This is a genomic window from Acetobacterium sp. K1/6 (genome assembly GCF_034438075.1).
GTDB classification, from domain to species: Bacteria; Bacillota; Clostridia; order Eubacteriales; family Eubacteriaceae; genus Acetobacterium; species Acetobacterium carbinolicum.
Genome location: NZ_JAXQGA010000001.1, coordinates 96935 through 122302 on the forward strand (window position 1 = coordinate 96935; position 25368 = coordinate 122302).

Sequence of the window (25368 nt, forward strand, 5' to 3'; positions counted from 1 at the left end):
TTAATTATTCAACAGGTTCAAAATCGATTTGTTTGGAACTCACGTCGGCCTTTGCCACTTTTATTCTGATTTCCTGGCCTAGTCTGAATATTTTTCCCCGATGCTCTCCAATATGCTGATGGAGTTCAGGGTCATAGTTGTAGAAATCATCTTTTAGATCCTGGAGCCGGACTAACCCTTCGATGGTATTTTCCAGTTCAACAAAAAAACCGAAGGAGGTAACGCCACTGATTCGACCGGTAAATTCTTCCTCCAGGTGCCGCGTCATATATTCGGTCATCTTGAGCTTGGTAATTTCCCGTTCAATGTTTTCGGAGCGACGCTCTGTTTCCGAGGCTTGTTTAGCAACAGATTCAATGTTCGCTTCCAGATAATCCAGGGACTTTTTGTTAATTTTACCGGCAATTGCCTTCGCTAAATAGCGATGGACAAACAAATCCGGGTAGCGCCTTATCGGTGAAGTAAAGTGAGTATAGAAGCTTGCTCCCAGGGCATAATGGCCCAGATTGTGTCCCTCATAAACAGCCTGTTGCATGGTTCGGAGCATCAGCAAGGTGATGACCCGCTCTTCATTTTTACCGGCAATATTGGTAACCAGTTGCTGGAAATCGTGGCCCGATGGGACCTGATCATCGTTTTTTCCCAGTTTAAACCCATATCGATTGATAAAGGTTCGAAAAGCTGCCAGTTTTTCCGGATGCGGCTCGGGATGGTTTCTAAAAATAAAAGGGGCATCCAGTTTGGATACATGTTCAGCAATGGTTTCATTACAGACCAGCATAAACTCTTCAATAATACGATGCGATATTAGTCGTTCATCAATGATGACCTCCTCCGGAAAACCGAGTTTATCCAATATAATCTTGGCTTCAGGAAAGTCAAAATTGATGGCGCCCCGATTTAGCCGGCGTTTCACACGCAGAATTTCGTGGAGTTCCTCCATTAAGACCAGATCCGATCGAAACGGTTTTAGATCAGCCGCCTTATCGATTCGATCTTCCAGTAAGGCATCGACTTTTTTATAAGTCATCCGGGCTTTGGAACAGATTACTGATTTAAAAATATCATAATCCACCACCTGACCGTTTTTGTCGATTTCCATTTCACAACTGAAGGTTAGCCGGTCCTTGTTTGGCACCAGACTACAGACGTCATTAGAAAGTTTAAAAGGCAACATCGGGACCACCCGATCGACCACATAGACGCTGGTACCACGATCCAATGCAGATTTATCAATCTCACTGCCCTGTCGGACATAATGGCTGACATCGGCAATATGAACGCTTAGTACAAAGTTACCATTTTTCTTTTTCCGGATCGATACCGCGTCATCATAGTCCTTGGCATCATCACCATCAATGGTAAAGATCTGCTCGTCCCGGAGATCTTTTCGCTTTTTTAGTTCTTCAGAGCCAATCCGGTCATTTATCTGATTCGTTTCCCGCTCCACATCCGTTGTAAAATCCATGGGGATATCATATCCTTTCAATACAGAAAGAATGTCAATACCCGGTTCATCTTCATTTCCCAAAATTTCCAGGATTTCTCCTTCCGGATTTTTTCCCACATCCGACCACGAGACAATCTGGGCAACCACCTTATCACCGTTAATCGCCTTCTTACCCCGGCGTTCGGGAATAAAAATGTCCTTACAAAGGCGATCATTATCCGGTACTACAAAACCGAAGCCCTTGCCCTTTTCATAACGTCCAATAATTTTTTTATGACCCCGGTCAATGATTTCCACCACTTCCCCTTCTGGTCTTTTATCCCCCGGTTTGGAGGTAAGTCGCACCCAGACCGTGTCCATATCCAGAGCACCATGGAGATACTTTTCAGGAATAAACACATCTTCAGAAAAAATAGTATAGTCAGGAATAACAAAACCAAAACCACGCTGATTGCCGCGAAGGACTCCTACAATTTTGGGGCAATCATCGGTTTTCTGATAGCACCCGTTACTATCTTTTTCAACTTTAGCTTTTATTTCAAGCTCTTTCAGGACATGAGACAGCATCTGTCGATCCTTCTTTTTTGAAAGACCGATAAAGTCCGACAATTGATCAAAGGTCATATTCCGATATTTTTTGTCATTCATTAAACGTCTAACAATCCGTTTTAATTCTTTGGTTTTCATATTTTCTCCGATCACCTTAAATTTTTTTTCGCAATTGATCAATCACAATCATGACTTCCATAGGGCTCATTTCGTCGATTTTCATTTCCCTGATTACCCCCAGGGCCGCTTCTTCTTCCGCAGTCATGCCCTTGGTCACATCAAAAAAGTTTAGTTGGGCACCTTTTCCACCCTCTAAAACAGTAGGTTCTTTCACCAGCAGCTCCTGCCGGTAGGTATCTTCCCCCGATTCCAGGTGACCCAGAATTTCCTGGGCCCGCCTGGTTACCCCCACCGGAAAACCGGCCAGCTTGGCCACCTCAATACCATAGCTCTGGTCGGCTGGTCCAGGGATTATTTTTCGTAAGAAGATCACCCCATCCGGGGTATCCTTGAGCCGGATGCTGAAATTTTTAATCCCGGGCTTTAGGGTCTCCAGTTCAGTGAGTTCATGATAATGAGTGGCAAACAGGGTTTTAGCCCCAATGCTGTCCTGGTTATGGAGATATTCCACCACCGCCCAAGCAATGCTGATGCCATCAAAGGTGGAGGTACCCCGGCCGATTTCATCCAGAATCACCAGACTGCGACTGGTGGCATTTTTCAAAATATTGGCCACCTCAGTCATTTCTACCATAAAGGTACTCTGACCGCTGGCCAGATCATCACTGGCGCCGACCCGAGTGAAAATCCGGTCGACCACCCCAATAGCGGCGGCATCCGCCGGGACAAAGGAGCCAATCTGGGCCATCAGGGTAATGATCGCCACCTGGCGGATAAAGGTGGACTTCCCGGCCATATTCGGCCCGGTGATGATCAGCATCCGCTGATCATCCTGATTGAGGGTGCAATCATTGCCGATAAAAAAATTGGTCCCAATCATATCCTCCACCACTGGATGTCGACCGTTTTGGATCAGCAGGGTGTTGTCTTCAGTAATTTCCGGGCAAACGTAGCGATTCTGCAAAGCCACGGTGGCTAGCGAATAAATAGCGTCCAACTCCGCTACTTCTCTAGCTTTCTGTTGAATTCTGGGGATCTCTGCAAGCAGACCGTCCCGGATTTCCGAAAACACTTGGGTTTCACAGCGGAGTAAGCCCTCCTGGGCACCGAGAATTTTGTTTTCCATCTCTTTTAGCTCCGGGGTAAAGTACCGCTCGGCATTAGCCAGGGTCTGTTTGCGAATATAGTCTTCCGGCACCTGATCAAAATTACTTTTGGTTACCTCAATAAAATACCCAAAAATCCGATTATATTTCACCTTCAGATTTTTAATTCCGGTGCGCTCCCGTTCCCGACATTCCAGATCGCGAATCCAGTCCTGACCCTTTTCAGCAGCTTCCCGAAATTCGTCAATTTCCTGATGATAACCAGTTTTGATCACATGACCATCCTTAAGAACCAGCGGGGCCTGGTCATCGATGGCTTTTTCAATGTGCTCCCAGACATCATTGAGCAAGTCATTCGTGTCAAACAGACTGCGCAATTGCTGTGAGCCCAACAGCTCCACAAAATCGCGAATCAGAGGCAGCGCCCCCAGTGATTGTTTAAGTGCCAATAGATCCCGTGGGTTGATGGTCCCAAAGGATAGCTTGCCGCAGAGCCGTTCCAGATCATAAACCTTGGTCATCATGCTTTTAAAGGCAGGCAAATGGGCTGCATTATTGTAAAAAGCCGACACGCCACCCTGTCGGGCAAGAATACTGTCACGATTTAAAAGCGGCGCTTCGACCCAGCGCCGCAGGGTTCGCCCCCCCATGGCAGTGACGGTTTTATCCAGCACCCCTAACAGGCTACCTTTTTTTTCCAGAGTTCTAAGCGTCTGGGTCAGCTCCAAATTGCGCCGAGTGGATAAATCCAGCACCATATAATCCTTACTGTTGTAATAACGAATGGTTTTAATATGAGTCAGGGCCCGTTTCTGGGTTTCATCCAGATAGAGCAACAAGGCCCCGGCAGCGGCGATGGCATGATCCCGGCGTTCCAGATCCAGGGCACCGAGGGCAAAGACCTCAAACTGATCGATAATCCGTGTACTGCCGTTTTTGACCGAAAAGTATTTTTCCGGATAAAGACTGGCTAGAATCCCAAAACTGTTTTCGATCATCGCCAGTGCTTGGGAATCTTTAAACAAAGCCGGATTAAGAATCACCTCGGCCGGTAATAATCGACCGATTTCGTCGGACAGCTGAGACAGCCATTGTTCCCGGGTTTTAGCCTCGATCTGGGTAACATAAAAATCCCCGGTCGAGACATCCAGACTGGCCAGTCCCAGGGTATTGTTTTCCAGAAAGAGAGCCATCAGATAATTGTTTTTCTTTGATTCCAGTAATTTTCCTTCGGAAATGGTACCCGGAGAAATGACCCGAATAATTTCCCGACGGACGATCCCTTTGGCTTCCTTGGGGTCTTCCATCTGCTCGCAGATAGCGACCTTGTAGCCTTTTTCCACCAGCCGGGTAATATAATTCTGGGCGGCATGATGGGGTACCCCACACATCGGAGCCCGTTCTTCCAGCCCGCAATCCCGACCAGTAAGAGCTATTTCTAACTCCCGGGAAGCTGTTAGAGCATCGTCAAAAAACATTTCATAAAAGTCGCCCATACGAAAGAAAAGGAGGGCATCAGGAACCTCCTCATGAATTTGCAGGTATTGGGTCATCATCGGTGTGAGCTGCGCCATCGGTGTCCTCCTGTGTCGTTTTTTTGCCATCGAGACTAAAGGTTTTGGCAGCAGTGATCTTGACCATCACCTGCTTGCCGATATCTGCTGGATCACCGGGAAAATTGACCAGTTTGCCAGTCCGGGTTCGGCCGGTCATCCGCTCGGGGTTGTTGCGGCTAGGTTCTTCGACCAGCACTTCCACCACCTGATCAAGATAGGTCTGATTGATATCGTGACTGATCTGATGAAGCACTTCCAAACAGCGGTTGATTCGGTCATGTTTAACCGCATCGGCAATCTGGTTTCCCATCGTAGCCGCCGGAGTACCGGTGCGAATCGAATATAAAAAGGTAAAAGCCGAATCAAATTGACAAAGCTCAATGACTTTGAGAGTTTCCAAAAAGTCCGCTTCGGTTTCACCGGGAAAGCCGACAATCAGATCGGTCGTAATCGCTACGCCGGGGATTTTTTCCCGTACTGCCTTAACCCGATTTAGTATATCGGCCTGACTATATTTGCGGTTCATCGCCTTTAAGATTCGAGTGCTGCCGGATTGGATCGGCAGATGAATATAATTGCAGACCTTATCGCTGGCGGCAATGGCATCAATAACCGCGTCAGTAAGATCTTTGGGATGAGAAGTCATAAAGCGAATTCGCTTGAGGTTTTCAATGGTATTGAGTTGCCTAAGCAGACTGGCGAAATTTACCGCTTCTCCAAGATCATTGCCATAAGAATTGACATTTTGTCCTAACAAGGTTACCTCAACACAACCGTCGGCCACCAGAGCTTTAACCTCATCAAAAATTTTATCGGGCTTGCGGCTTACTTCCCGGCCCCGGGTGTAAGGCACAATACAATAGGTGCAGAAATTGTTGCAGCCGTTCATGATCGTCACAAAACCCTTAAAGGGATATTTACGGTCGACCGGCAGATCTTCCACAATGGTGTCTGAATCATCCCAGACTTCTACTAGCCGTTTACCGTTGACCATGTAGTTATTAAGTAACTCCGGAAACTGGTGGAGATTATGGGTACCGAAAACCAGATCTACCTGGGGATACTTGGTGACTATCTGATTAACGATTTCCGGCTGCTGCATCATACAACCACAGACGGCCAGAATTAAATCCGGATTGGTTTTTTTGACGGTTTTATAGGCGCCGATATTGCCAAAGACCCGTTCATCGGCGTTCTCCCGAATCGAACAGGTATTAAGGATTACCAGGCCAGCTTTATTGACATCCATTTCTTCCATGTAGCCTAGAGCTTTTAACATCCCGGATATTTTTTCCGAGTCGTTTTCATTCATCTGGCATCCGAAGGTAAAAATGCGAAAAGTACGGGAGGGGTTGTTTATGATTCGTTTTGCAGGTTTTTTTTTGCTCATGCTATTTTGTTTCTCCTAAGATCTGACTAAATTAATAATTATTACTGTTTAAATTTCCATGGCACTGTTTAGACATCTAATTCATCCTCATTGGGAACATAGTGATTATGATCAATGGTAACAACGGCATGATAAGTCGGATTTATTTTGTAAATTTCATTGGAGATCATCAAGATCAATTCTTCATCGCTCCACTCAACATCAAAGGGTACCACTACGTCAAAAATAAGATTCGAGTGATCAAATCCCCAAACCACCCGAAAATCGTGGATGTGAATGTCTGGTAAAAGTGTTTCAATGGTCTGTTCCACCTGTTCTTTTAACGCATTAGTTCTTTCATCGGTGATCACTACCGGATCTAGATGAATAATCAGATTGATGTCCATATCCTTTAGAACGTCCCGCTCAATTTTATCAATCACACTGTGGCTAATCAGACAGTCCAATTCTGCCGGTACCTCGCAATGAACCGAGGCATAGGTTTTACTTTCGCCGTAGCTATGGATAATCAAATCATGCAGCCCAATGATATGCTCATAGCTAAGAATCTTTTTGTAGATCTGATCCACCAGTTCATTGGATGGGGCCGTTCCCAGTAGCGGGCTGATGGTTTCTTTAATCAGATTGATGCCGCTGATAATAATAAACACGGCCACCACCAACCCCATATAGCCATCCAAATCAAAGCCGGTTAAGTAAGTGACAATGGTCGCTACCAAGACGGCGGAGGTCGCCATAATATCATTGCGACTATCAATTGCAGTGGCCATCAGGGTCAGTGAATTAATGGTTTTCCCGATTTTTCGATAAAACAAACATTGCCAGACCTTGATTAAAATCGCCACGATCAAAACGACCACGCTAATGATATTAAATTGAGGGAGTTCCGGATGGATAATTTTATCAAACGAGCTCTGAATCAGCTGAAGCCCTAAAAAAAGAATAATAAACGAAACTACCAGACCGGAAATATACTCCATTCGCTGGTGACCAAAAGGATGGTCGGCATCCGCCGGTTTGCCGGACAGTTTAAATCCCAGCAAGGTTACCAGTGAAGATCCGGAATCTGACAAATTGTTGACTGCATCAGCGGTGATCGAAATGCTGTTAAACAGCAGGCCCACTGCTATTTTAATGATGAACAGGAGTAGATTTGACCCAATGCCCATGATGCTAGCCAATTTGCCGTAATTTTCCCGGACCCTGGAATTGCTGGTATTTTCAAAGTTTTTTATCAGTTTTCGTATTAATATGTTTGTCACAAGCCATTACCTTTCTGGTTTAGTTTATTTCCATCCGGTCACCGGAACCATCAAAATTTACTTAATTAACTATTTAATCATTATAACCTAAAATCATCAAATCACAAACCAAAGCGAAAAAAATCCTGGTCTGACCAGGATTTTTTTTATTTCGTCACTTATTTCAAAACATACTTTAAGGATTCAATGATGCTGTGAGCGGTCAGGGTACTTTGACCATAGTGTTTGGCATAATAATCTCCGGCCTTACCGTGATAAAACACCCCGGCCCGGGCAGCTTCAAACAGATCCACGTTTTGCCCGGCAATACCGGCGATCATCCCAGCCAGTACATCGCCGCTACCGCCAGTGGCCATCCCCGGATTACCGGTAGAATTAAACCATATTTCGCCATTGGTTCCAAACACCATGGTCCGATAGCCTTTTAAAACCACCACGACATGGTATTCCATGGCGAATTTCTGACCATATCCAACGGGGTCTTTTAGTATCTCTTCCCGGGGCACATCGATGAGCTTGGAGAACTCGGCAAAATGGGGGGTAATAACCACCGGGGTTCGGGATTCTTTTAAAGTATCCACTATCACAGCCAGATGATGAAGACCATCGGCGTCAATCACCACTGGCAGACTGCCTTCCAGTAAATGCTCCAAAATAAAACTATAATTTTTTGCCCGGCCAATTCCCGGTCCGATTAAGATCACCTTTTTTCGGTCATTTTTAATATCTTCGGATGTAATATTACAGTCATAGGTTTTAACCAAAGCTTCTGCCGGTGCCCGAGCCACTACCGGGATATAGATATCATGAGGAACATAACAGGTAACCAGTCCGCCGCCGCTTTTTAAAGCGCCTTCCACCGAAAGAATACCAGCGCCACTCATACCCTTTGATCCGGCAATCACAACAACCGAGCCATAGTCATATTTATGGGTATTCTTTTTTCGCTTTTGGGGAAATTTCAGATCATTTTCCTGGGTATAGTATTTTTCATTGGGGATGCTGTTTTCATCAATTCCGATGTCAATCAGAACCGTTTCCCCAGCATAGTCAGGACCGTCATTTAACAGACATCCCGTTTTATAATTTTGAATGACAATGGTTTTGTCCGCAAAAATTGCGTTGCCAATCGTCAGGCCAATATCCCCTCGTAAACCCGACGGGATATCAATGGCTACAATTTTTTTCTCGAAACCATTAATCAGGTCAAATATTTTGTGATACTTCTCTGGCATTTCTTTTTCTGCCAAACCGGTTCCGAAAATCGCATCGACAACCAGGGTGGCACGTTTTAATATTAGACTGAGATCCTCTAAATCCGAATTATTTTGAATCAATCGGATTGGTATATTCTTATCGTCCAGCTGTTTCAGGCAGATCAGACTGTCTTCAGACAACTTTGCTTCGGTTTCTGTTAAAAAAAGATGCACCGCGAAGCCCTCTTCAATCAGTAACCGGCCAATAACCAAACCGTCACCACCGTTGTTACCTGGTCCGCAAAGAACAATAACTTGAGCATCAGCGTCGAGCTCTGTCTTGATAATTTCGGCACATCCGTGACCTGCTCGTTCCATTAACTCAACGCCAGGTGTACCAGCTGCAATAGTATGGCGATCCATAACGGCCATTTCTTTTGGTGTTACAACTTTCATTTCCTTCCTCTTTTCCCATGTGTGAAAATAATCGAATGATTAATTGTCATTATATCAAATAGAAACCTTTTGTAAACCGTAAGACGAAAAAAGCCGCCAATTAATTGACGGCTAAATGTTTAAATTTAATTTTAACTAATTTTTTTGTCTTAATGCGTCCAATGCTTTGACCGTTTTGGCATCCATTTTTCCGTTTTCAGTAAGACCATTGGCTTTTTGAAAAGCCTTTACTGCCGTTTCTGTGGCATCATCAAAGGTTCCGGTTGCCGACTCGGCCGCCAGATAGTTTTGCGCTACTAAAATCTGCTGATAGGTTTGTAGCACTTTGCCGCTATCACCTTTTTCGAATTTAATATCTTCTGCTACCAGAGAAATAATGGTAGACCGATCCAAATTACCGGTTTGTTCCAGACCCTTCATGGCCTGATACGTTTTTAACGCAGTCTGTACGTCTTCAGTTAATTGATTTGACGGCTGACTGATTAAGAAACCAAGCGAATACAAAATTTGCTGATATTCCTGGATTTCATCATTGGTATCCCCGAGCTTATACTCGGTAATAACAATGGTTGTTCCGTCATCAGTTTTTATTTCAGTTGTTTTCTGATCCTCATCCGTTTTATCCTTATTGACGGTCAGTTTTGCCGGCTTCATACCAACAGCGATGGAATAAACATCAGAAATCCCTTTTTCTTCCATCGAAAGCTGGTCAGCGGCCGAATATACATCCTCAATAACAAAGGATGAGGTTAAAAAAATGAGAAAAATTGTAAAGACAATGTAAAGAATCACATCTTTAAACCGTTTGAATGGGGTTCGTTTATTCATCTGCCTCACCTGTCCAGTTGTGCCATACTGCCTGAACATCTTCGTTGTCATCAAACATGTCGATCATTTTCAACATCTTTTTGATTTCGCTGGCATCTGTGAGTTCTACTTCAGTCGATGGAATCATGGCAATTTCTGCCGAAGCCAGTTCGTATCCTTCTTGCTTCAAAGCATCACATACCTGGCCAAAATCGATCGGTTCAGTGCTGATTTCATAACCTTCTTCAGAACTTTCAATATCTTCTGCTCCCGCATCCAGGGCTAGCATCATCAGCGATTCTTCATCAAAGCGATCTGTTTTTTCAATAAAGATCTGCCCTTTTTTGGTAAACAGGAACCCCACGCAACCACTGGTTCCCAAATTTCCGCCATTTTTATCAAAAGCATGACGTACATCCCCAGCCGTCCGATTTTTATTATCGGTCAACGTCTCGACAATCACCGCAACGCCGCCCGGTCCATAGCCTTCGTAGCTTATTTCTTCATAGACACTACCTTGTAATTCCCCGGCGCCCTTTTTAACTGCCCGGTCAATGTTCTCGTTGGGCATATTGGCAGCCTTCGCTTTTACGATGGCTTCTTTCAATTTTGCATTCATATCCGGATCGCTGCCGCCCTCTCGGGATGCAACCGCAATATATTTCGCTAACTTGGTAAAGATTTGACCACGTTTCGCATCTGCTTTTCCTTTTTTGTGTTTAATAGTCGACCATTTCGAATGTCCTGACATCGACAACCTCCTTGATAATTATAACATTTACAATGTGCTATTATAACATATTGTCCTTTTTTAACAAACATGTTTTTTATTTCTTAAACCTCAGACTCAATCAAATTCACTTCCGATTCCAGTTCTTTTCTTAAAAGTATCAATTGAATCAGATCTTCCTGAGCAAAAAGATCATCAAAAATCTTCTCGTAACGAGATGCTTTCTCCCCATGATTCAATTTATATAAATGCCCAATGTTGTCAAGAATACTGGTAACTAAGCTCGATTTCAGGCCAAACAACCGCTGAGCGCTTTGAATTTCTTCGCGAATTGATGCCATTTCCCGATCCACCTCGTTCACCGCATTGGCGGCATTGATTAGTCTCTCTTTAATTTCTTCCGGAATGTTTTCCTTGTATTTATAATTTAAGGAATGTTCAATAACAGACCAAAAATTCATAGCCAGGGTGCGAATCTGAATCTCAACTAAAACCGATTGACTTCCTGACATGCAAAAAACAGGGTACCGGATAATCAAGTGATAGCTCTTATATCCGCTGGCCTTGGCTTCACTGAGATAATCCTTTACCTTAACGACTTCCATATCACAATTAGTTCTTTTTCTGATCAGTTCGACAACTTCGTAAATATCAGCTTCAAACTGACACATGATCCGAATCCCGGCGATATCCTGAATGGTTTCTTCTAGGGCCTCGATATCGACACCATATTTATTAATTTTTTCCAGAATACTAGCTACACTCTTCACCCGGCCGTAAACGGACTCGATGGGTGAATATTCTCCGATTTTTTCGTACTGCTCTTTTAAACTTGAAAATTTTAAGACGATCTCATCCACAGCCTGATGATATGGAATCAGAAATTCCTGCCAATATTTTGTTCCCAAGGACTTTACCTCTTATTATTCATCCCAGAAAATTTTCTTCCCTGGTAATTATTTTCATACTTCATATGAGCCTCAAGCTCATCTTTAATTTTCCACCAACTTGTGTTCCAATTGGTAATGACCGAATCTTCTTTTGGTACCCGACCAATCAGCCGTTGAATGACAATTTCCGGATTTAAATATTCCAGAAATAGAATGGCCCGGGTAATGTAATCTTCTTTTGTTAAAAGCGTCACTTGCTTTTGATCATACCAATGCTTTAGAAGGGTGTTTTTTTCAATATACAGACTGTGACATTTAACGAAATCGGTTCCTTTATCGGATAGGACTTGGGCACCTTTAATAACGTCTTCCTCACTGTCCCAGGGTAAATCCAGAATCATATGGGTGCAGCTTAACAGACCTGCCGCCTTGATCCGATCAATAGCCTGATTATAGTCAGCCAAAGTGTGTCCACGATTAATAATTTTCAGGGTTTCTTCATTAACACTTTGCAACCCCAATTCAATGGTCACTTCGACGGCGTCATCTTTTTTTACTTTTTCTAGAAATTTCAGTTGTTCGTCGGTGATGCAGTCCGGCCTGGTTGAAATAGAAATTTCGACCACATCCGGGCGGATCGCTTCAATAATCCATTTTTTAAAATCTGAAAATTCACAATAAGTATTAGAAAAACTCTGGAAATAGGGGATAAACTTTTTTGCATGATATCGTTTTCCGATATACGCCGTATTTCTTTCAATTTGTTCAGTAACGGATAGCAAGTCGGACAGGGTTTCGTTTCCCCCACCTTTGGCCCCGCAATAGACACAGCCACCGCTGCCTTTAGAACCATCCCGGTTGGGACAGGTAACTGGAATATTAACCGGAATTTTATAGACTTTTTCACCATATCGTTCTTTTAGCCAGACTGAATAGATATTATACAGATTTTCTGTCATTTTTTTACAATTTTCCTTAACAAGATTAAACAGACGAACCTTCTTGATTTTTAATCAGGTTCGTCTGAAATTTATTATATTAATTTTGTAACACATTCTGGTAGTTCTTCTTTTTCGCAACTTAAACTGAGCACGAATCTTATGTCATGTTTTTCATTAAGCTGTTGTATTTTACTGACGATTGCACAAATGTCTTCTGATGTTTGATAGTTAATCAGTCTTAATGTGTTATCAATAAAGACAATCTTTACATCATAATTCTCTGCAATAACCCCGCTGATAAAACCAAAAAGTTGATCTGTTCCGACAATGCCAAACTCCTCCAAGTTTGTAAATCTGATTTTAGTATCTACTTTTACTCGATATTTGTCTCTGTCGTTAAGAAAAATGATATCCCCTTCACAGGTCTCCAGTGCGTTGTTTGCCATGTCAATCATTTTCTTTGTTTTGCCGCTTCCTTTTGAACCGTATACAAATTCAATCATTTTAGACACCTCATTTCATATTGATAATTTCATTATAAGGGTAAGTATCAATAATTTCAATCATTTTTAAAGAAATTGGCATAACATTTCAAAATAGTATGCTATAATAAAAAAAATCAACCGACTAAGGAGGTCCATGTTTGAATAGTTCGGATCACTACGAATCCCTTGTCTCTCTTTTTGATAAACAATTAGAATTCGCCCAAAACCTTCAACGCAAAATTATTCCTTCCCCTGGGTCGTTTGTTTCAAATCATTATCATTTTTATAGTTATTTGAGACCTTTTCGAAAAGTTGGCGGTGATTTTTTCGATTTTCATTTTTTGGACAACGAAAAAATCAGTCTAATCATCACTGATGCGACCGGCCATGGGATTGATGCTGCCATGATCACCAGTATGGTTAAACTGAGTTATTCCTACACCATGAAAGACAGCCGCATTAATCAATCCCCCAGCCTTATATTAAAGCAAATTGAATCCGATATTTGTCAGCAAATGGATAATACCTTTTTTACTGCCATCGCTATCGTACTCGATCCTAAAGCGGGAGTCTTGTACTTTGCCAATGCCGGTCACCCTGATGCGATTCTTCTTAAGTCCAACCGCCAGGTCGAATTACTAAAACCCAACCTTCCGATGTTGGGATTGCAGCAATTTATGACGACTATGCATTATTTTGATATGCGAATTAATTTTTCAAAGGGTGATAAACTGCTGCTCTTTACGGATGGTCTCATTGACGCCAAAAACCCCAACCGAGAAGAATTTTCGATGGAACGGGTGATATCTGTCATTAATAAAAACGCGGATTCCCCGATTAATCTTATCGGCAGTCATATCATTGACGCCTGCGTCGATTTTAAGCAGGACCAGGCTCCGTCTGATGATATCTGTATTTTGGGCATTGAAGTTGATGATTAGCTTTCTAATGGAAATCTAATCATTTATGGATAAACTATTGGCATGATGTTATTTGGAGATCTTTGCAAATAATCTCCGGAAAGGACGGATTACCATGTTAAAACCCAAAAAAATACTCATATTAACCTGTTCCCACGGGTCTGGCCATAAAATGGTAGCCCAAACCCTTAAAGAGAGCTTTGAGGCTCGGGGACATCTTGTCTGTGTTGAGGATCTGTTTGACAAAACCAACCCCACGCTCAACCGGATGATCGAAAAATCCTACCTACTTTCCTATTCCATTGGGAGTAGTTTTTACGAACGCGTTTATTATGATGTGGAAGAGTATGCCCATAATAAATTTATGTACAACCTTTGGCACTTAACCAGCAAAGCCTTATTAAAAATGATTGAGCAGTTTAAGCCAGATTGTATCATCAACACCTACGGCTATACTATTTCAGCGATCCTGAAAAAAGAAAACTATCCGCATATTAAGCTTTTTACTGTGGTCACTGATTTTTGTATTCCTAAACCCTGGATCCATCAGGATATCGACCGCTACTATGTGGCCTGTGAAAACGTTGAAGAAACCCTGATCAAGGAAGAAATTCCCCAGGAAAAAATCTTGAAAACTGGTATTCCTGTGCGAGACGCTTTTTATGCCCGGGAAAACCGTAATCGTATCTTCAGTAAATATAATCTGGATTCTCATAAAAAAATACTGATTATTTTTGCCGGCACCTACGGAGTTCTTAAGAATATCAAAGAGATCTGTCAGCAGGCAGATAAAATGGATAACCTCCAGACCGTTGTAATCTGTGGCAAAAACCTGCATCTCCAACAGGAGCTAGAGCAGGAAAACTTGACCAACACAAGAATTTTTGGTTTTGTTCCGGATATTCACGAATTTTATTCTGTTGGTGATTTAATGGTAACTAAGCCTGGGGGCATTACCCTGAGTGAAGTGGTGACTAAAAAAATTCCGGTCATTTTATACAATCCCACTCCCGGTCAGGAAGGCGAAAATGCCCAGTGGTTTAAAAGCCAGGGTGCCGCTGTCGTTGCTCATAACTTTAATGAACTGGTCCTGGCCATTGATGCGCTCAAAGAAAATGACATCAAACGGTTTTCGATTAAGAACAATCTTGGCCGGATTTACAATGGTCATGCAACCAACCTGATCACCCAGGACGTTTTAACTCAGTTAAATATCCCTGATGCCATACCCTATCTGACCGAATCCATTTAAGACAGCAAAAGATCTTTTTAAGCATTTTAGTTTACCATTTTATTGTTATCACAACAGATGAAGAGTGCTGTTGGCTGATCATCTGATCAGCCTAATAAAGAAAAATCTTAAGAGACAAATGATTGAAATGAGGAAATTAATGTGAAACCACGAATTATCAGCGACAGCTCATGTGATTTGCCCAAGGATTTTCTGGAAAAGGACGGTATCGATTTTTCACTTGTCCCGCTGAAAATAATTGTTGGCGATCATGAATTTATAGATGATGAGACTCTAAATACCAAGGAACTGATTGCCGCCATGAAGGCTGAAAAAACAGCAACCTCTTCTTCATGCCCATCCCCCGAAGATTTTGCCGCCGAACTTCGAAAAAATAAAGAAAGTTATGTAATCACGATGACTTCCGGCCTAAGCGGTACCTATAACAGTGCCCGGGTTGCCAGAAACATGGTCCTTGAGGAAGATGATTCTCTGAAAATAAGTCTCTTTGATACCCACTCAACCTCGCCGGTGATGATTTTGATGGTGATGAAGCTCCGCGATCTCATAAAAGCTGGTGAGATGGATTTTGACACCATCAGTGATAAGCTGGCAACCTATCTTGAGACCTTAAATCTGCGTTTCTTGCTTCAGGACCTATCCAACCTGGTTAAAAGCGGACGAATGAATCGGGTAGCCGGCGCCGTTGCCTCAGTGCTCTCGATTATGCCGATTTTCAAATCTGATGAAAAGGGTGAAATTCAATTGGTCACCAAAGCCCGCGGCATCAAAAAAGCCTTGTCAAGCCTTGCCAATATGGTTGAGGATAAGGCCAAAGCGCAGCCTCAGTTTCCTGTGGTCATTACTCATTGCAATAATCTTAGTCAGGCTGAAATCCTCAAAGATTTACTGGAGAAACGCTTTGAACTCAAAGAGATTTATATTTTTCCGATGCACGGCTTAACCACTTACTATTCCAACGACAAAGGGCTGTTACTAGCCTTTTAATCAACTCATTAAGTTTATCACAAAATATAAAGCGCATCTAAAAAGACTTAAACCAGAAATCTGGTTTAAGTCTTTTTAGATTATTGCTTCAATTTAAAGCGCGTATGCATCCATGGCCTGGTTTACTAATAAATCCGCCTGATTATTATAGGGGTTATCGGCATGACCCTTGACCTTATGAAAGGTCACCTTATGTTGATTAACCAGTTGATCAAGTTCCATCCAGATTTCCCGGTTTTTTAGCGCCCCGGCTTTTCCCCGGGTCCAGTTTTTTGCCTTCCATCCACCAATCCAATTCTGCAGATAGGCATTAACAACATAGGCAGAATCGCTGTAGATATGAACTTCACAAGGTTCCTTTAGCAACTTTAAGCCTTCAATCACCGCCAACAACTCCATCTGGTTGTTGGTGGTGTTTTCATAGGCCCGTTTGTACTCTTTGATGACATTTTTTTCAGGGTAAATCAGTACGCCACCAATGGCACCCAGATTTTCACCTTCTTTGCCATTGCCGCGGCAACCACCATCGGTATAGAGATGAATTACTTTCATGATCTTCCTATTTTACCACGATATTGAAAATTTTTCCCGGGACATAGATCTCTTTGATAATGGTTTTACCCTGGGTATAGGCGACGATGTTCTCCTGAGCCAGAGCAATCGCCTTGGCTTCATCCTTATCGGCGGCAACCGGAATGGTAATGGTTCCCCGGACCTTGCCGTTAATCTGAACTGCCATTTCGATGACATCATCGACGGTTTTGGCGTCTTCATATTGAGGCCAGGCCGCATCATCAAGCGTTCCACCCATCTTTAGATTCTGCCAGATTTCTGAACTGATATGGGGGGCTACCGGGTAAAGTAATTGCAAAAAGGTCCTAAAGGCATCTTTAGTGATGGAACCAATGCGGTTGAATTCATTTAATAGCGTCATCAAGGCAGCAATCGCGGTATTGTATTTCATTTCTTCATAATCATCATTAACTTTCTTAATGGTTTTATGAATGGTCGATTCGAGGTCCTTGCCATAGCCGGTTTCATCACTGACAATCTCCTGAAGTTTCCAGACCCGATCCAGAAACCGTCGACAGCCCTTAGCGCCGTTATCCGACCAGGGAGCAGATTTTTCATAGTCGCCGATAAACATAATATAGGTTCTTAAGGTATCGGCCCCATATTCCTCAATGATCACGTTGGGATTGACCACATTTCCTTTAGATTTCGACATTTTTTCGCCGTCGTTTCCAAGAATCAATCCCTGCGCGGTTCGTTTGGCATAGGGCTCACGTACTGGCACACAACCAATATCAAATAAAAACTGATGCCAGAACCGGGAATAGAGTAGATGCCGCGTGACGTGTTCCATCCCGCCGTTGTACCAATCTACCGGCATCCAGTATTTCAGTTTTTCGGGGGAAGCAAAGGCTTCGTCGTTTTTGTTATCAAAATAGCGCAGGAAGTACCAGCTGGAACCCGCCCACTGGGGCATCGTATCGGTTTCCCGTTCCGCCGGACCACCACACTCCGGGCAGGTCGTTTCATACCATTCCGGGATGTTGGATAACGGGGATTTGCCGGTATCCGTGGGGGTGTAGCTTTCGACCACCGGCAATTCCAGCGGCAATTGATCCTCCGGCACCGGTACCATCCCACATTTTGGACAGTGAACAATCGGAATTGGTTCACCCCAATAACGCTGACGATTAAAAGCCCAATCCTTCATTTTATAATTAATGGTCCGTTTGCCCAATTTTTCCTGTTCTAAAAAGTCAATTGTTTTCTGGATCGCATCCTTGACTTCCATTCCATTTAAAAAGCCGGAATTGACCATTTCACCCGAATCAGTATTGGTATAAGCCGCTTCGGTTACATCCCCGCCTTTGATAACTTCAATGATGGGTAAGTCAAATTTTTTGGCAAAATCCCAATCTCTTGTATCATGGCCGGGAACGGCCATAATGGCCCCGGTGCCATATCCCATCATGACATAGTCGGCGATAAAAATCGGAATTTCGGTATTGGTCACCGGATTAATAGCCTGGATGCCTAAAATCCGCACCCCAGTTTTATCCTTAGCCAGCTGAACCCGTTCAAATTCTGTTTTGCGCTTGGCCTGTTCCTGGTACGCGACCAGTTCAGTCAAATTGGTAATCGATTCAGAAAGATCACTAATCAGCGGATGTTCGGGAGCAATAACCATAAAAGTCGCCCCAAATAAGGTATCCGGTCGAGTCGTAAATACGCGCAGGGCTTTGTCATAGCCAGCAATGGTAAAATCGACTTCCGCCCCCACTGACTTGCCAATCCAGTTTTCCTGTTCCAGACGGATCCGAGGCAGATAGTTAACGTCATCCAGACCTTTTAACAGCTCTTCGGCATAGTTCTTGATTTTCAGGAACCATACATCTTTTTCCATTTGCACCACTTCGCTACCACAACGGTCACACTTCCCGTCCCGGAAATCCTCGTTGGACAGCACCACTTTGCAGCCGTTGCAAAAATTGACATAGGTCCGGTCTCGAAACGCCAGGCCATGCTTAAACAACTGTAAAAAGATCCATTGCGTCCATTTATAGTATTTCGGATCGGTGGTATCAATTTCTTTATCCCAGTCAAAGGCATAACCAATCCGTTTTAGTTGATTAGTGAATACGGCAATGTTTTCATCGGTCACTTCCCGGGGATGACGACCAGTTTGAATGGCGTAGTTTTCAGTTGGTAAACCAAAGGCATCCCAACCAATCGGAAAGAGGACATTAAATCCTTCCATACGACGTTTTCTGGCAATCACCTCTAGCGATGTATAAGCTCGAACATGACCAACGTGGAGCCCCACCCCGGAAGGATAAGGAAATTCAACCAACCCATAAAATTTTTCTTTGCTTGAGTTTTCTTCGGTCCGAAACGTTTCATTCTCTTCCCAATACTTTTGCCACTGTTCCTCTATTCGTTTATGCTCATACGTTGACATATTTCCTCCATTTACTCGTTTCTATTTATAATTTACCAGTTTTCGCTGTTTTTTATAATTCGCACACCTTAACCAACTGCGAAAAAAAAATCCGCTCCCCCGATAAGGGACGAACTTTTCCTGTCTCCTAATGATCTTCATTCCTCATTATAAATAAGGGCGGAACCGCTGTCAATGATTTGTGCTTTTTTTTCGCTTATGGTATACTGTACCACAGAAAACTTACAAAGGAGCATTTATGTATCCCTTACTTAAAATCAATAAGAAAAAGATATTAGACAATACTAAAGCCATAATAAAACGGACCAAAAAAATGAATGTTGCGGTCACCGCCGTCACCAAATGTAGTGGCGGAAACTTAGAAGTTGCCCAGGCCTTCCTTGATGGGGGTGCCACTTCGATTGGTGATTCCCGTATTAAAAATCTTAAAAATCTAGCCCCGTTAGCCTGTGAAAAATGGCTAATCCGGGTCCCCATGCCCAGCGAGGTCAATCCTACTGTTGCCTATGCTACCCTATCAGTAAACAGTGAAATAAAAACCATCCGGCTATTAAACCAGGCGGCAAAAGCCCAGGGCAAAATCCATGGCATCCTCTATATGCTTGACCTTGGCGATCTGCGTGAAGGACTCTTTATCGGTGATGGCAATTCGGTAAGTCCTGAAATCGAGGCGTTAATTTCAGCCTCTTTTACAAAGCTCGATCAGGATCTTGGCGAAATTAAGGCCATGGGAAACATCCACCTTCGAGGCATCGCCACCAACGCCACCTGCGTTGGTGCCACAATTCCTACTCCCCTGACTTTCGGGGCTTTTTTCAAGGTTAAAAAAATACTTGAAGAAAAATATCAGCTTCCCTGTGAGATCGTCTCCGGTGGTAATTCCAGCGCTTATTATCTGGTCGATAATGAAACCCTGCCCGCCGAAATTAATAATCTCAGGCTGGGAGATGTGATTCTCTTTGGCCGGGAATCCGCCTATTATCATTGCTATGATTATCTCCATCAGGATGCTTTTATTCTGGATGTGGAAATCCTCGAGCTGCAAGATAAACCCACCTATCCGGTTGGCGAAATCGGCCGCAACGCTTTTGGCGAAATCCCCACCTTTGAGGACAAGGGAATCCGGCGCCGGGCCATCTGTGGTCTGGGTCGTCAGGACACTGACACCGACCACATCTTTCCTGTGGTTCCCGGACTAACCATCGTTGGCTCCAGTTCCGACCATCTGGTTATCGACGTCACCGATGCTAAAGCCACCTATGCGGTTGGCGACATCATCAGCTTACGCTGCGACTACGTCGGTGCTCTTCACGCCGCTACCTCATCCTATGTTGACAAAATTATAATCACCCAATAAAAAGAATTAAACAAGGAGAATTATTGATGAAAGACGAAACCAACTATCGTATCCCCTTTGACGTTTTAGAAGCATTCATGACTGACGCCTTAAAAGGCATCGGGGTTCCCGAAGAAGATGCCAAAATCTGTGCGGATATATTGATCAGTTCCGATAAACGTGGTATTGATTCTCACGGCATCGGCCGTTTAAAACCGATCTACTATGACCGGATCAAGCAAGGCATTCAAAAGCCCGTAACTGAATTTGAAGTGGTCAAAGACACCTTCACCACTGCCGTCATTGATGGCCACGATGGCATGGGCCATGTGATCGCCAAAAAAGCGATGCAAATGGCCATTGATAAAGCCAAGGTTTACGGCATGGGGATGACCGTGGTCCGAAATTCCACTCATTATGGTTTCGCTGGCTACTATCCGCTGATGGCCATCGAAAACAACATGATCGGGATGACCGGCACCAATGCCCGTCCGTCTATTGCCCCGACCTTTGGCGTCGAAAACATGTTAGGAACCAACCCGATCACTGTTGGTGTACCCAGTGATGAACCCTTTCCCTTCGTTCTGGACTGCGCTACCTCAGTTTCCCAACGGGGTAAAATAGAAGTCTATGACCGCGAAAACAAGGACCTACCTGATGGCTGGGTCATCGATCGCCAGGGAAACAGCCGAACTGATACCAAACAGATCCTCATCGATTTAGTCAAAGGCGAGGCGGCCTTAACACCACTTGGTGGCATCGGCGAAGATACCGGCGGCTATAAGGGTTATGGGTATGCCACCTTTGTCGAAATCCTCTCGGCAGCTCTCCAAAGTGGTTCTTTCTTAAAAGGACTGCTGGGTTTTGATGCCAACGGTAAGGCCCAGCCCTACCACCTGGGTCATTTCTTTATCGCCATCAACATTGAGAACTTTACCGAGCCAGAATCTTTTAAGAAAATTACTGGCGATATCTTAAGAGACCTGCGAGCCTCTGAAAAAATGCCCGGGCAGGAACGAATCTACACTGCTGGTGAAAAAGAATACGATGCCTGGCTGGATCGCAAAGATAAGGGGACACCGGTCAATGATGCTTTAATTAAAGATATCCTCGACATCAAGGCGGAGCTGGGTTTAGATCAGTACCACTTCCCATTTGAAAAATAATTAGATAACGATGATAACAAAAAAGAAACGGCGTCAAGTGGGTGTGTCTTAGGGATTTTTAATCCCGGAAAAATATCGGCATAGTTTGGTATGTATTACCGGCTATGCCGATTTTTCTTGTTCGGTGGTGGATGTAGAAACCGGTGGCTCAAACCCACCAATACAGTTATAAACGATTTTGATACGCTGGACTCGTCTGCCATCAACGTGCTCTGCTTTGTAAACATAGATTTTTTCAATGAACTCGCGGATAATTGCGGCTGTGAGTTCTTTTATATCGGTGTACTTTCTCACCAAAGTGAGGAAGTGGTCAACACCCAATGCACTGTCCTTTTTGACAGTCATGGTAGATTTCAGTTCTGCCACGCGGCTTTCGAGGGTCTGCTGCTCAGCTTCATAGTTTAAGGTCATCTTGGCAAAACGCTCATCAGAAATTTTACCCTCAATATTGTCTTCATAGAGCCTTTGAATAATATCATCCAGCTTGCTGACGCGAGCCAGTGACTGCTCTAATTCCCGTTTGTCGTCACGCAAACTTTTATCGAGGTCTTTCCTCGTTTTCATGGTAACCATCTGCACAAATTCATCCTCGTGGTCTCTGGCATAAGCGGTTATCCGGCGAATGCCTTCAAGGAGCAATTCCTCAACGATCACATTGCGTATCTGGTGAGAACTACAACCGCCTTTAATCTTTCGGTAGGTAGCACACACAAAATGCTCCTTGTCATGCTCCCAACCTCGATGACGCACTTGGTACAGCTTGGCACCGCAGTCGGCACAGAAAAGCATACCGGAAAGTATTGGCATTTCACCCATCGGTGTAAACCTGCGTCTGCCATCGCGAATTTTTTGCACGATGTCGAATATTGGCGCATCAATAATCGCTTCGTGGGTATTCTCAAAAATCTGCCAATCTGAGGGGTCATTCTTCATTTTCTTTTTATTCTTATAGGACTTATTATAAGTTTTAAAATTAACCGTGTGTCCTAAATACTCCTGCCTTGAGAGAATAGTAACAACAGTGGCACTTCGCCAGATATAATCATCATCATGACCTCTGTTGTCTGGAATATTGATTCCATTTGCCTTGGCATGAGCCGTCGGATTCATTATCCGGCGTTTGCTGAACTCTTTCGCTATCTGTGTCGGGCCATAGCCTTGTATACACAGTTGAAAAGCTTCTTTTACCACTTTGGCGGCATTTTCATCGACAATCCAATGGGTCTTGTCTTCAGGGTGTTTGATATAACCATAAGGCAGATTCGTGCACAGTGACTTGCCGGACTGACCTTTTGACTTAAAAACCGAGCGGATTTTTTTGCTCGTATCCTTGGCATACCACTCGTTGATGATATTAAGGAACGGCGTAAAATCGCTGTCCTGCTGATTGGCACTGTCCACGTTGTTGTTAATGGCGATAAAGCGAATATCAGCACCGGGAAATAACACTTCAGTGTAGTAGCCGACTTTAAGGTAATCTCTACCGAGACGGCTCATGTCCTTTACAATGACGGTGCTGACGGAACCTTCTTCTAACTGGGAAATAAGGTGCTGCCAGTCCGGGCGGTCAAAATTCGTACCACTGTAGCCATCATCAACAAAGAACTTTGTGTTTCCAAAACCGTTGTCATCGGCGTACTTCTGTAAAATAGTCTTTTGGTTTTTAATGCTGTTAGAATCACCCTGAGACTCGTCATCACGAGAAAGGCGACAGTACAGAGCGGTTATTTTATCATTATTCTTCACAGCAGTAGATGACTGTCTGTTTTTCATGTTTACCTCCTCTCCGACAGTCTTCAAGCGGTACCCTATATTCCCGTACTACTGCGAAGAAGTCAACTGAAATTGGGCTAAGAAGCTTTTTTTATTACAAGGTTTGCCGGAGCATTTAGGATCATACGTTTTAGCTTGTCGTAAGCCGTTTCTTTGGCAGTGCTGCTGACAGCCGATTCGATAATGTAGAGCGTGTCACCAATTACTTTTTGGGTAACACAGATTGTTTTTTCATCCATAGGGATTCCTCCTTTCTGCCTTTGGGGGTGTGGGGGTGGTCTGATCTCTGTACCTTTTTACCTGGTCAACGGGTTGGGGGTAACGCGTAAAAGTTCGCGGTTTCAAAGGGGGTATTAAAAATTTAATCCCGATAAAATGGATATAATGGTGCTAAATGCTGTGTGAATTGTATCTTGAAAAAGCATATTTTTAAAGAAAATAAGCACAGCAGACTATTCCACTGTGCCTTTTCACTTTTTTTAACCGTTGGTTTCGGTATTCATCTGAATTACCTTTATGGTTTCCGGGCGGACAAGTTTTCCATCAAGGAACTCATAGGCCAAATACCCAAGCTGATCGAGTGTTGCGAACTTTTCGGACAGGGTGCGAACACCGATAGGCCTTCTACCGATAATCCAGTAATAACTGAAGTCACCGAAAGCGATAGGCTTTGAACCTGAATCTGTATCCGGCATAAATTCGGAGAAGATTACTTTCTTGCCCAAAATGGTATCGTCACTGTCGCGCCAGAGGTAGTTCCCGGCACTGTCCTTAAGGGTGCGTAGAACTAGAGCCGTTTTATCATTCATGAGCCATAGGCCGTTTTTACGATACTCCGGCTTTACCGAGAAGTACAAGTCAATAACACTGTCATAGCTGATTGCATCAATAGTCGCAGCGACTTCCGCTCCACCGGTGGCATTTAGAATCCCTGTGGGCATTTCATTTCCGTTGCCGTTGATAAAGGCATTATCCTCGGCCCTGCCGAAGTTTCTGGCAAAACGATTTATTAGATGGTTTTCAAGATTGAAGCTGACATCACGGATAAAGGCATCATCCATTTTTACCAGAGCAGCCAGTTTCCAACTGTTTACGGTACTGATAGTGAAATCTTCAAGGCCGTCATAAATAGGGATGGCTTCATTTTCCGCTACCCATTGGGCAAGATCACTACTGTCCTTTGCAAAGATACGGTAGCCGGAGCCGTAAGCCTTTATGACCGTACCGATAGTACGAAACAGGCTTTCTTTTTCAAGGGCAGCCATATATTTATTATCCGATGTATTGGGCATTGTATACAGACTGGTTCCGGCGCTGAGACCCTTTGCGAGTTTATCGTAACTGCTGTCATGGCCACGCATTGCATTCCAAAAATGTTTGTCATATTCCGGAGAACCGGTAAAAGGTAATCTTTCAGTGTAAGTGCTCATAAGTTGTTCCTCCTTATTTCTTGTCACAAACAGGGCATCGGTAAAGCCCCAGTTCGTTATAATTGATTGGTGCACTGATTGGCTTAAGCATAGCACTTTTGCAATCCGGGCAATGAATATCGTAAGCAAAAGCCATTTCCATAGTATGATCCTGTTTTGCATGAAGACGATAATACTTGTGCAGTTTTCCTTGCCGATCCGCTGTGATGCAATCAGCAAGGAATAAATCACACCAATTCGCTGCATATTCATCAGAGTAATATGAGTGTTGCGGTCGAAGGAGCGTTCCTTCTTTGTTCATTTTTATAAGTGGATAGTTTGCCATGTTTGAATTCCTCCTAGAATTATTGTTGTGGGGTCTTTTTCTGAAACATTTTTTATGAACCGTCTTTTTCCGATCCTCCTTCGCATTTAAATTTAGTAGCAGTGGTAGCAGAACTGGTAGCAGTGTTTTTGGCTGCTGCTACTGCAAAAAAGCTTGTTATATCACCGTTTTCGAGGGGTTGGTAGCAGAAGTAGCAGTACTGGGCGTTTTAATATCCACACACCAGATAATCTTTACATCCTTTTATTCTTCTTTACCAACTTTTAAGAA

General features: G+C 43.6%; 21 protein-coding genes. 5 read left to right on the forward strand and 16 right to left on the reverse strand.

The features are described from left to right. Positions 1-4: 4 nt before the first annotated feature. From rnr to U2P91_RS00540, 10 genes are all read right to left on the reverse strand, one after another. Positions 5-2137: a ribonuclease R gene (gene rnr, locus U2P91_RS00495; protein ID WP_111889679.1), complete on the reverse strand. Its 2133-nt coding sequence runs from the start codon at positions 2135-2137 to the stop codon at positions 5-7. 16 nt (positions 2138-2153) lie between these two features. After that, complete coding sequence (gene mutS, locus U2P91_RS00500) at positions 2154-4799, reverse strand: DNA mismatch repair protein MutS (RefSeq protein ID WP_111887224.1); 2646 nt, start codon at positions 4797-4799, stop codon at positions 2154-2156. Next, on the reverse strand, positions 4753-6171 hold the full coding sequence (gene miaB, locus U2P91_RS00505) for a tRNA (N6-isopentenyl adenosine(37)-C2)-methylthiotransferase MiaB (RefSeq protein WP_322518722.1): 1419 nt from the start codon (positions 6169-6171) through the stop codon (positions 4753-4755). The genes mutS and miaB overlap by 47 nt, the downstream gene beginning before the upstream one ends. A 68-nt stretch (positions 6172-6239) precedes the next feature. Further along, the gene (locus U2P91_RS00510; RefSeq protein ID WP_322518723.1) at positions 6240-7433 is read right to left on the reverse strand and encodes a cation diffusion facilitator family transporter; all 1194 of its coding nucleotides are present in this window, start codon (positions 7431-7433) and stop codon (positions 6240-6242) included. A 158-nt stretch (positions 7434-7591) separates the two neighbouring features. After that, positions 7592-9085: an NAD(P)H-hydrate dehydratase gene (locus U2P91_RS00515; protein ID WP_322518724.1), complete on the reverse strand. Its 1494-nt coding sequence runs from the start codon at positions 9083-9085 to the stop codon at positions 7592-7594. Between the two features lie 135 nt (positions 9086-9220). Next, positions 9221-9913: a peptidoglycan-binding protein gene (locus tag U2P91_RS00520; RefSeq protein WP_162624420.1), complete on the reverse strand. Its 693-nt coding sequence runs from the start codon at positions 9911-9913 to the stop codon at positions 9221-9223. Then, the gene (locus tag U2P91_RS00525) at positions 9906-10643 is read right to left on the reverse strand and encodes a YebC/PmpR family DNA-binding transcriptional regulator (RefSeq protein WP_111887230.1); all 738 of its coding nucleotides are present in this window, start codon (positions 10641-10643) and stop codon (positions 9906-9908) included. Before U2P91_RS00525 ends, U2P91_RS00520 begins: the two co-directional genes overlap by 8 nt. An 83-nt stretch (positions 10644-10726) precedes the next feature. Continuing rightward, on the reverse strand, positions 10727-11530 hold the full coding sequence (locus U2P91_RS00530) for a GTP pyrophosphokinase (protein ID WP_111887231.1): 804 nt from the start codon (positions 11528-11530) through the stop codon (positions 10727-10729). Between the two features lie 5 nt (positions 11531-11535). After that, positions 11536-12471 carry a TIGR01212 family radical SAM protein gene (locus U2P91_RS00535; RefSeq protein ID WP_322518725.1) on the reverse strand — a complete coding sequence of 312 codons (936 nt, stop codon included), beginning with the start codon at positions 12469-12471 and terminating at the stop codon, positions 11536-11538. Between the two features lie 74 nt (positions 12472-12545). Further along, positions 12546-12956, reverse strand: a complete 411-nt coding sequence (locus U2P91_RS00540; RefSeq protein ID WP_322518726.1) for a hypothetical protein — start codon at positions 12954-12956, stop codon at positions 12546-12548. Positions 12957-13096: 140 nt separating this feature from the next. Here U2P91_RS00540 and U2P91_RS00545 point away from each other — a divergent pair, with 140 nt between their 5' ends. The 3 genes from U2P91_RS00545 (at position 13097) to U2P91_RS00555 (ending at position 16097) form a co-directional block, all read left to right on the forward strand. Further along, the gene (locus U2P91_RS00545; protein WP_111887234.1) at positions 13097-13879 is read left to right on the forward strand and encodes a PP2C family protein-serine/threonine phosphatase; all 783 of its coding nucleotides are present in this window, start codon (positions 13097-13099) and stop codon (positions 13877-13879) included. 94 nt (positions 13880-13973) lie between these two features. Continuing rightward, positions 13974-15110: an MGDG synthase family glycosyltransferase gene (locus tag U2P91_RS00550; RefSeq protein WP_111889680.1), complete on the forward strand. Its 1137-nt coding sequence runs from the start codon at positions 13974-13976 to the stop codon at positions 15108-15110. A 141-nt stretch (positions 15111-15251) separates the two neighbouring features. After that, positions 15252-16097: a DegV family protein gene (locus U2P91_RS00555; RefSeq protein WP_162624421.1), complete on the forward strand. Its 846-nt coding sequence runs from the start codon at positions 15252-15254 to the stop codon at positions 16095-16097. Positions 16098-16190: 93 nt separating this feature from the next. Here U2P91_RS00555 and U2P91_RS00560 read toward each other — a convergent pair whose 3' ends face one another. Beyond that, positions 16191-16649: a ribonuclease H gene (locus U2P91_RS00560; protein ID WP_322518727.1), complete on the reverse strand. Its 459-nt coding sequence runs from the start codon at positions 16647-16649 to the stop codon at positions 16191-16193. 7 nt (positions 16650-16656) lie between these two features. After that, positions 16657-19068 carry a leucine--tRNA ligase gene (leuS, locus tag U2P91_RS00565; protein WP_322518728.1) on the reverse strand — a complete coding sequence of 804 codons (2412 nt, stop codon included), beginning with the start codon at positions 19066-19068 and terminating at the stop codon, positions 16657-16659. A 238-nt stretch (positions 19069-19306) separates the two neighbouring features. On the opposite strand from leuS, the gene U2P91_RS00570 reads away from it, so the two are divergent. Both U2P91_RS00570 and U2P91_RS00575 read left to right on the forward strand, forming a co-directional pair. Then, positions 19307-20425, forward strand: coding sequence for an alanine/ornithine racemase family PLP-dependent enzyme (locus tag U2P91_RS00570; protein WP_322518729.1), 1119 nt, complete (start codon positions 19307-19309; stop codon positions 20423-20425). A gap of 26 nt (positions 20426-20451) precedes the next feature. Continuing rightward, positions 20452-21570, forward strand: a complete 1119-nt coding sequence (locus tag U2P91_RS00575) for an Ldh family oxidoreductase (RefSeq protein ID WP_111887239.1) — start codon at positions 20452-20454, stop codon at positions 21568-21570. A 102-nt stretch (positions 21571-21672) separates the two neighbouring features. Here U2P91_RS00575 and U2P91_RS00580 read toward each other — a convergent pair whose 3' ends face one another. The 4 genes from U2P91_RS00580 to U2P91_RS00595 all read right to left on the reverse strand — a co-directional run bounded on the left by U2P91_RS00580 (position 21673) and on the right by U2P91_RS00595 (position 25098). Then, positions 21673-23343 carry a recombinase family protein gene (locus tag U2P91_RS00580; protein WP_322518730.1) on the reverse strand — a complete coding sequence of 557 codons (1671 nt, stop codon included), beginning with the start codon at positions 23341-23343 and terminating at the stop codon, positions 21673-21675. A 77-nt stretch (positions 23344-23420) separates the two neighbouring features. After that, positions 23421-23582: a transposon-encoded TnpW family protein gene (locus U2P91_RS00585; RefSeq protein ID WP_322518731.1), complete on the reverse strand. Its 162-nt coding sequence runs from the start codon at positions 23580-23582 to the stop codon at positions 23421-23423. A gap of 240 nt (positions 23583-23822) precedes the next feature. Then, positions 23823-24773: a phage major capsid protein gene (locus U2P91_RS00590; RefSeq protein WP_322518732.1), complete on the reverse strand. Its 951-nt coding sequence runs from the start codon at positions 24771-24773 to the stop codon at positions 23823-23825. A 13-nt stretch (positions 24774-24786) separates the two neighbouring features. Then, entirely contained in the window at positions 24787-25098 is a 312-nt protein-coding gene (locus U2P91_RS00595; RefSeq protein WP_322518733.1) for a hypothetical protein, read from the reverse strand. Positions 25099-25368: the final 270 nt, after the last annotated feature.

What these genes read in the sequence shown, in the direction of transcription:
- rnr (WP_111889679.1), bottom strand. Translation starts at nt 2,137, where the DNA reads ATGAAAACCAAAGAATTAAAACGGATTGTTAGACGTTTAATGAATGAC.
- mutS (WP_111887224.1), bottom strand. Translation starts at nt 4,799, where the DNA reads ATGGCGCAGCTCACACCGATGATGACCCAATACCTGCAAATTCATGAG.
- miaB (WP_322518722.1), bottom strand. Translation starts at nt 6,171, where the DNA reads ATGAGCAAAAAAAAACCTGCAAAACGAATCATAAACAACCCCTCCCGT.
- U2P91_RS00515 (WP_322518724.1), bottom strand. Translation starts at nt 9,085, where the DNA reads ATGAAAGTTGTAACACCAAAAGAAATGGCCGTTATGGATCGCCATACT.
- U2P91_RS00520 (WP_162624420.1), bottom strand. Translation starts at nt 9,913, where the DNA reads ATGAATAAACGAACCCCATTCAAACGGTTTAAAGATGTGATTCTTTAC.
- U2P91_RS00525 (WP_111887230.1), bottom strand. Translation starts at nt 10,643, where the DNA reads ATGTCAGGACATTCGAAATGGTCGACTATTAAACACAAAAAAGGAAAA.
- U2P91_RS00535 (WP_322518725.1), bottom strand. Translation starts at nt 12,471, where the DNA reads ATGACAGAAAATCTGTATAATATCTATTCAGTCTGGCTAAAAGAACGA.
- U2P91_RS00540 (WP_322518726.1), bottom strand. Translation starts at nt 12,956, where the DNA reads ATGATTGAATTTGTATACGGTTCAAAAGGAAGCGGCAAAACAAAGAAA.
- U2P91_RS00550 (WP_111889680.1), top strand. Translation starts at nt 13,974, where the DNA reads ATGTTAAAACCCAAAAAAATACTCATATTAACCTGTTCCCACGGGTCT.
- U2P91_RS00560 (WP_322518727.1), bottom strand. Translation starts at nt 16,649, where the DNA reads ATGAAAGTAATTCATCTCTATACCGATGGTGGTTGCCGCGGCAATGGC.
- leuS (WP_322518728.1), bottom strand. Translation starts at nt 19,068, where the DNA reads ATGTCAACGTATGAGCATAAACGAATAGAGGAACAGTGGCAAAAGTAT.
- U2P91_RS00570 (WP_322518729.1), top strand. Translation starts at nt 19,307, where the DNA reads ATGTATCCCTTACTTAAAATCAATAAGAAAAAGATATTAGACAATACT.
- U2P91_RS00575 (WP_111887239.1), top strand. Translation starts at nt 20,452, where the DNA reads ATGAAAGACGAAACCAACTATCGTATCCCCTTTGACGTTTTAGAAGCA.
- U2P91_RS00580 (WP_322518730.1), bottom strand. Translation starts at nt 23,343, where the DNA reads ATGAAAAACAGACAGTCATCTACTGCTGTGAAGAATAATGATAAAATA.
- U2P91_RS00585 (WP_322518731.1), bottom strand. Translation starts at nt 23,582, where the DNA reads ATGGATGAAAAAACAATCTGTGTTACCCAAAAAGTAATTGGTGACACG.
- U2P91_RS00590 (WP_322518732.1), bottom strand. Translation starts at nt 24,773, where the DNA reads ATGAGCACTTACACTGAAAGATTACCTTTTACCGGTTCTCCGGAATAT.
- U2P91_RS00595 (WP_322518733.1), bottom strand. Translation starts at nt 25,098, where the DNA reads ATGGCAAACTATCCACTTATAAAAATGAACAAAGAAGGAACGCTCCTT.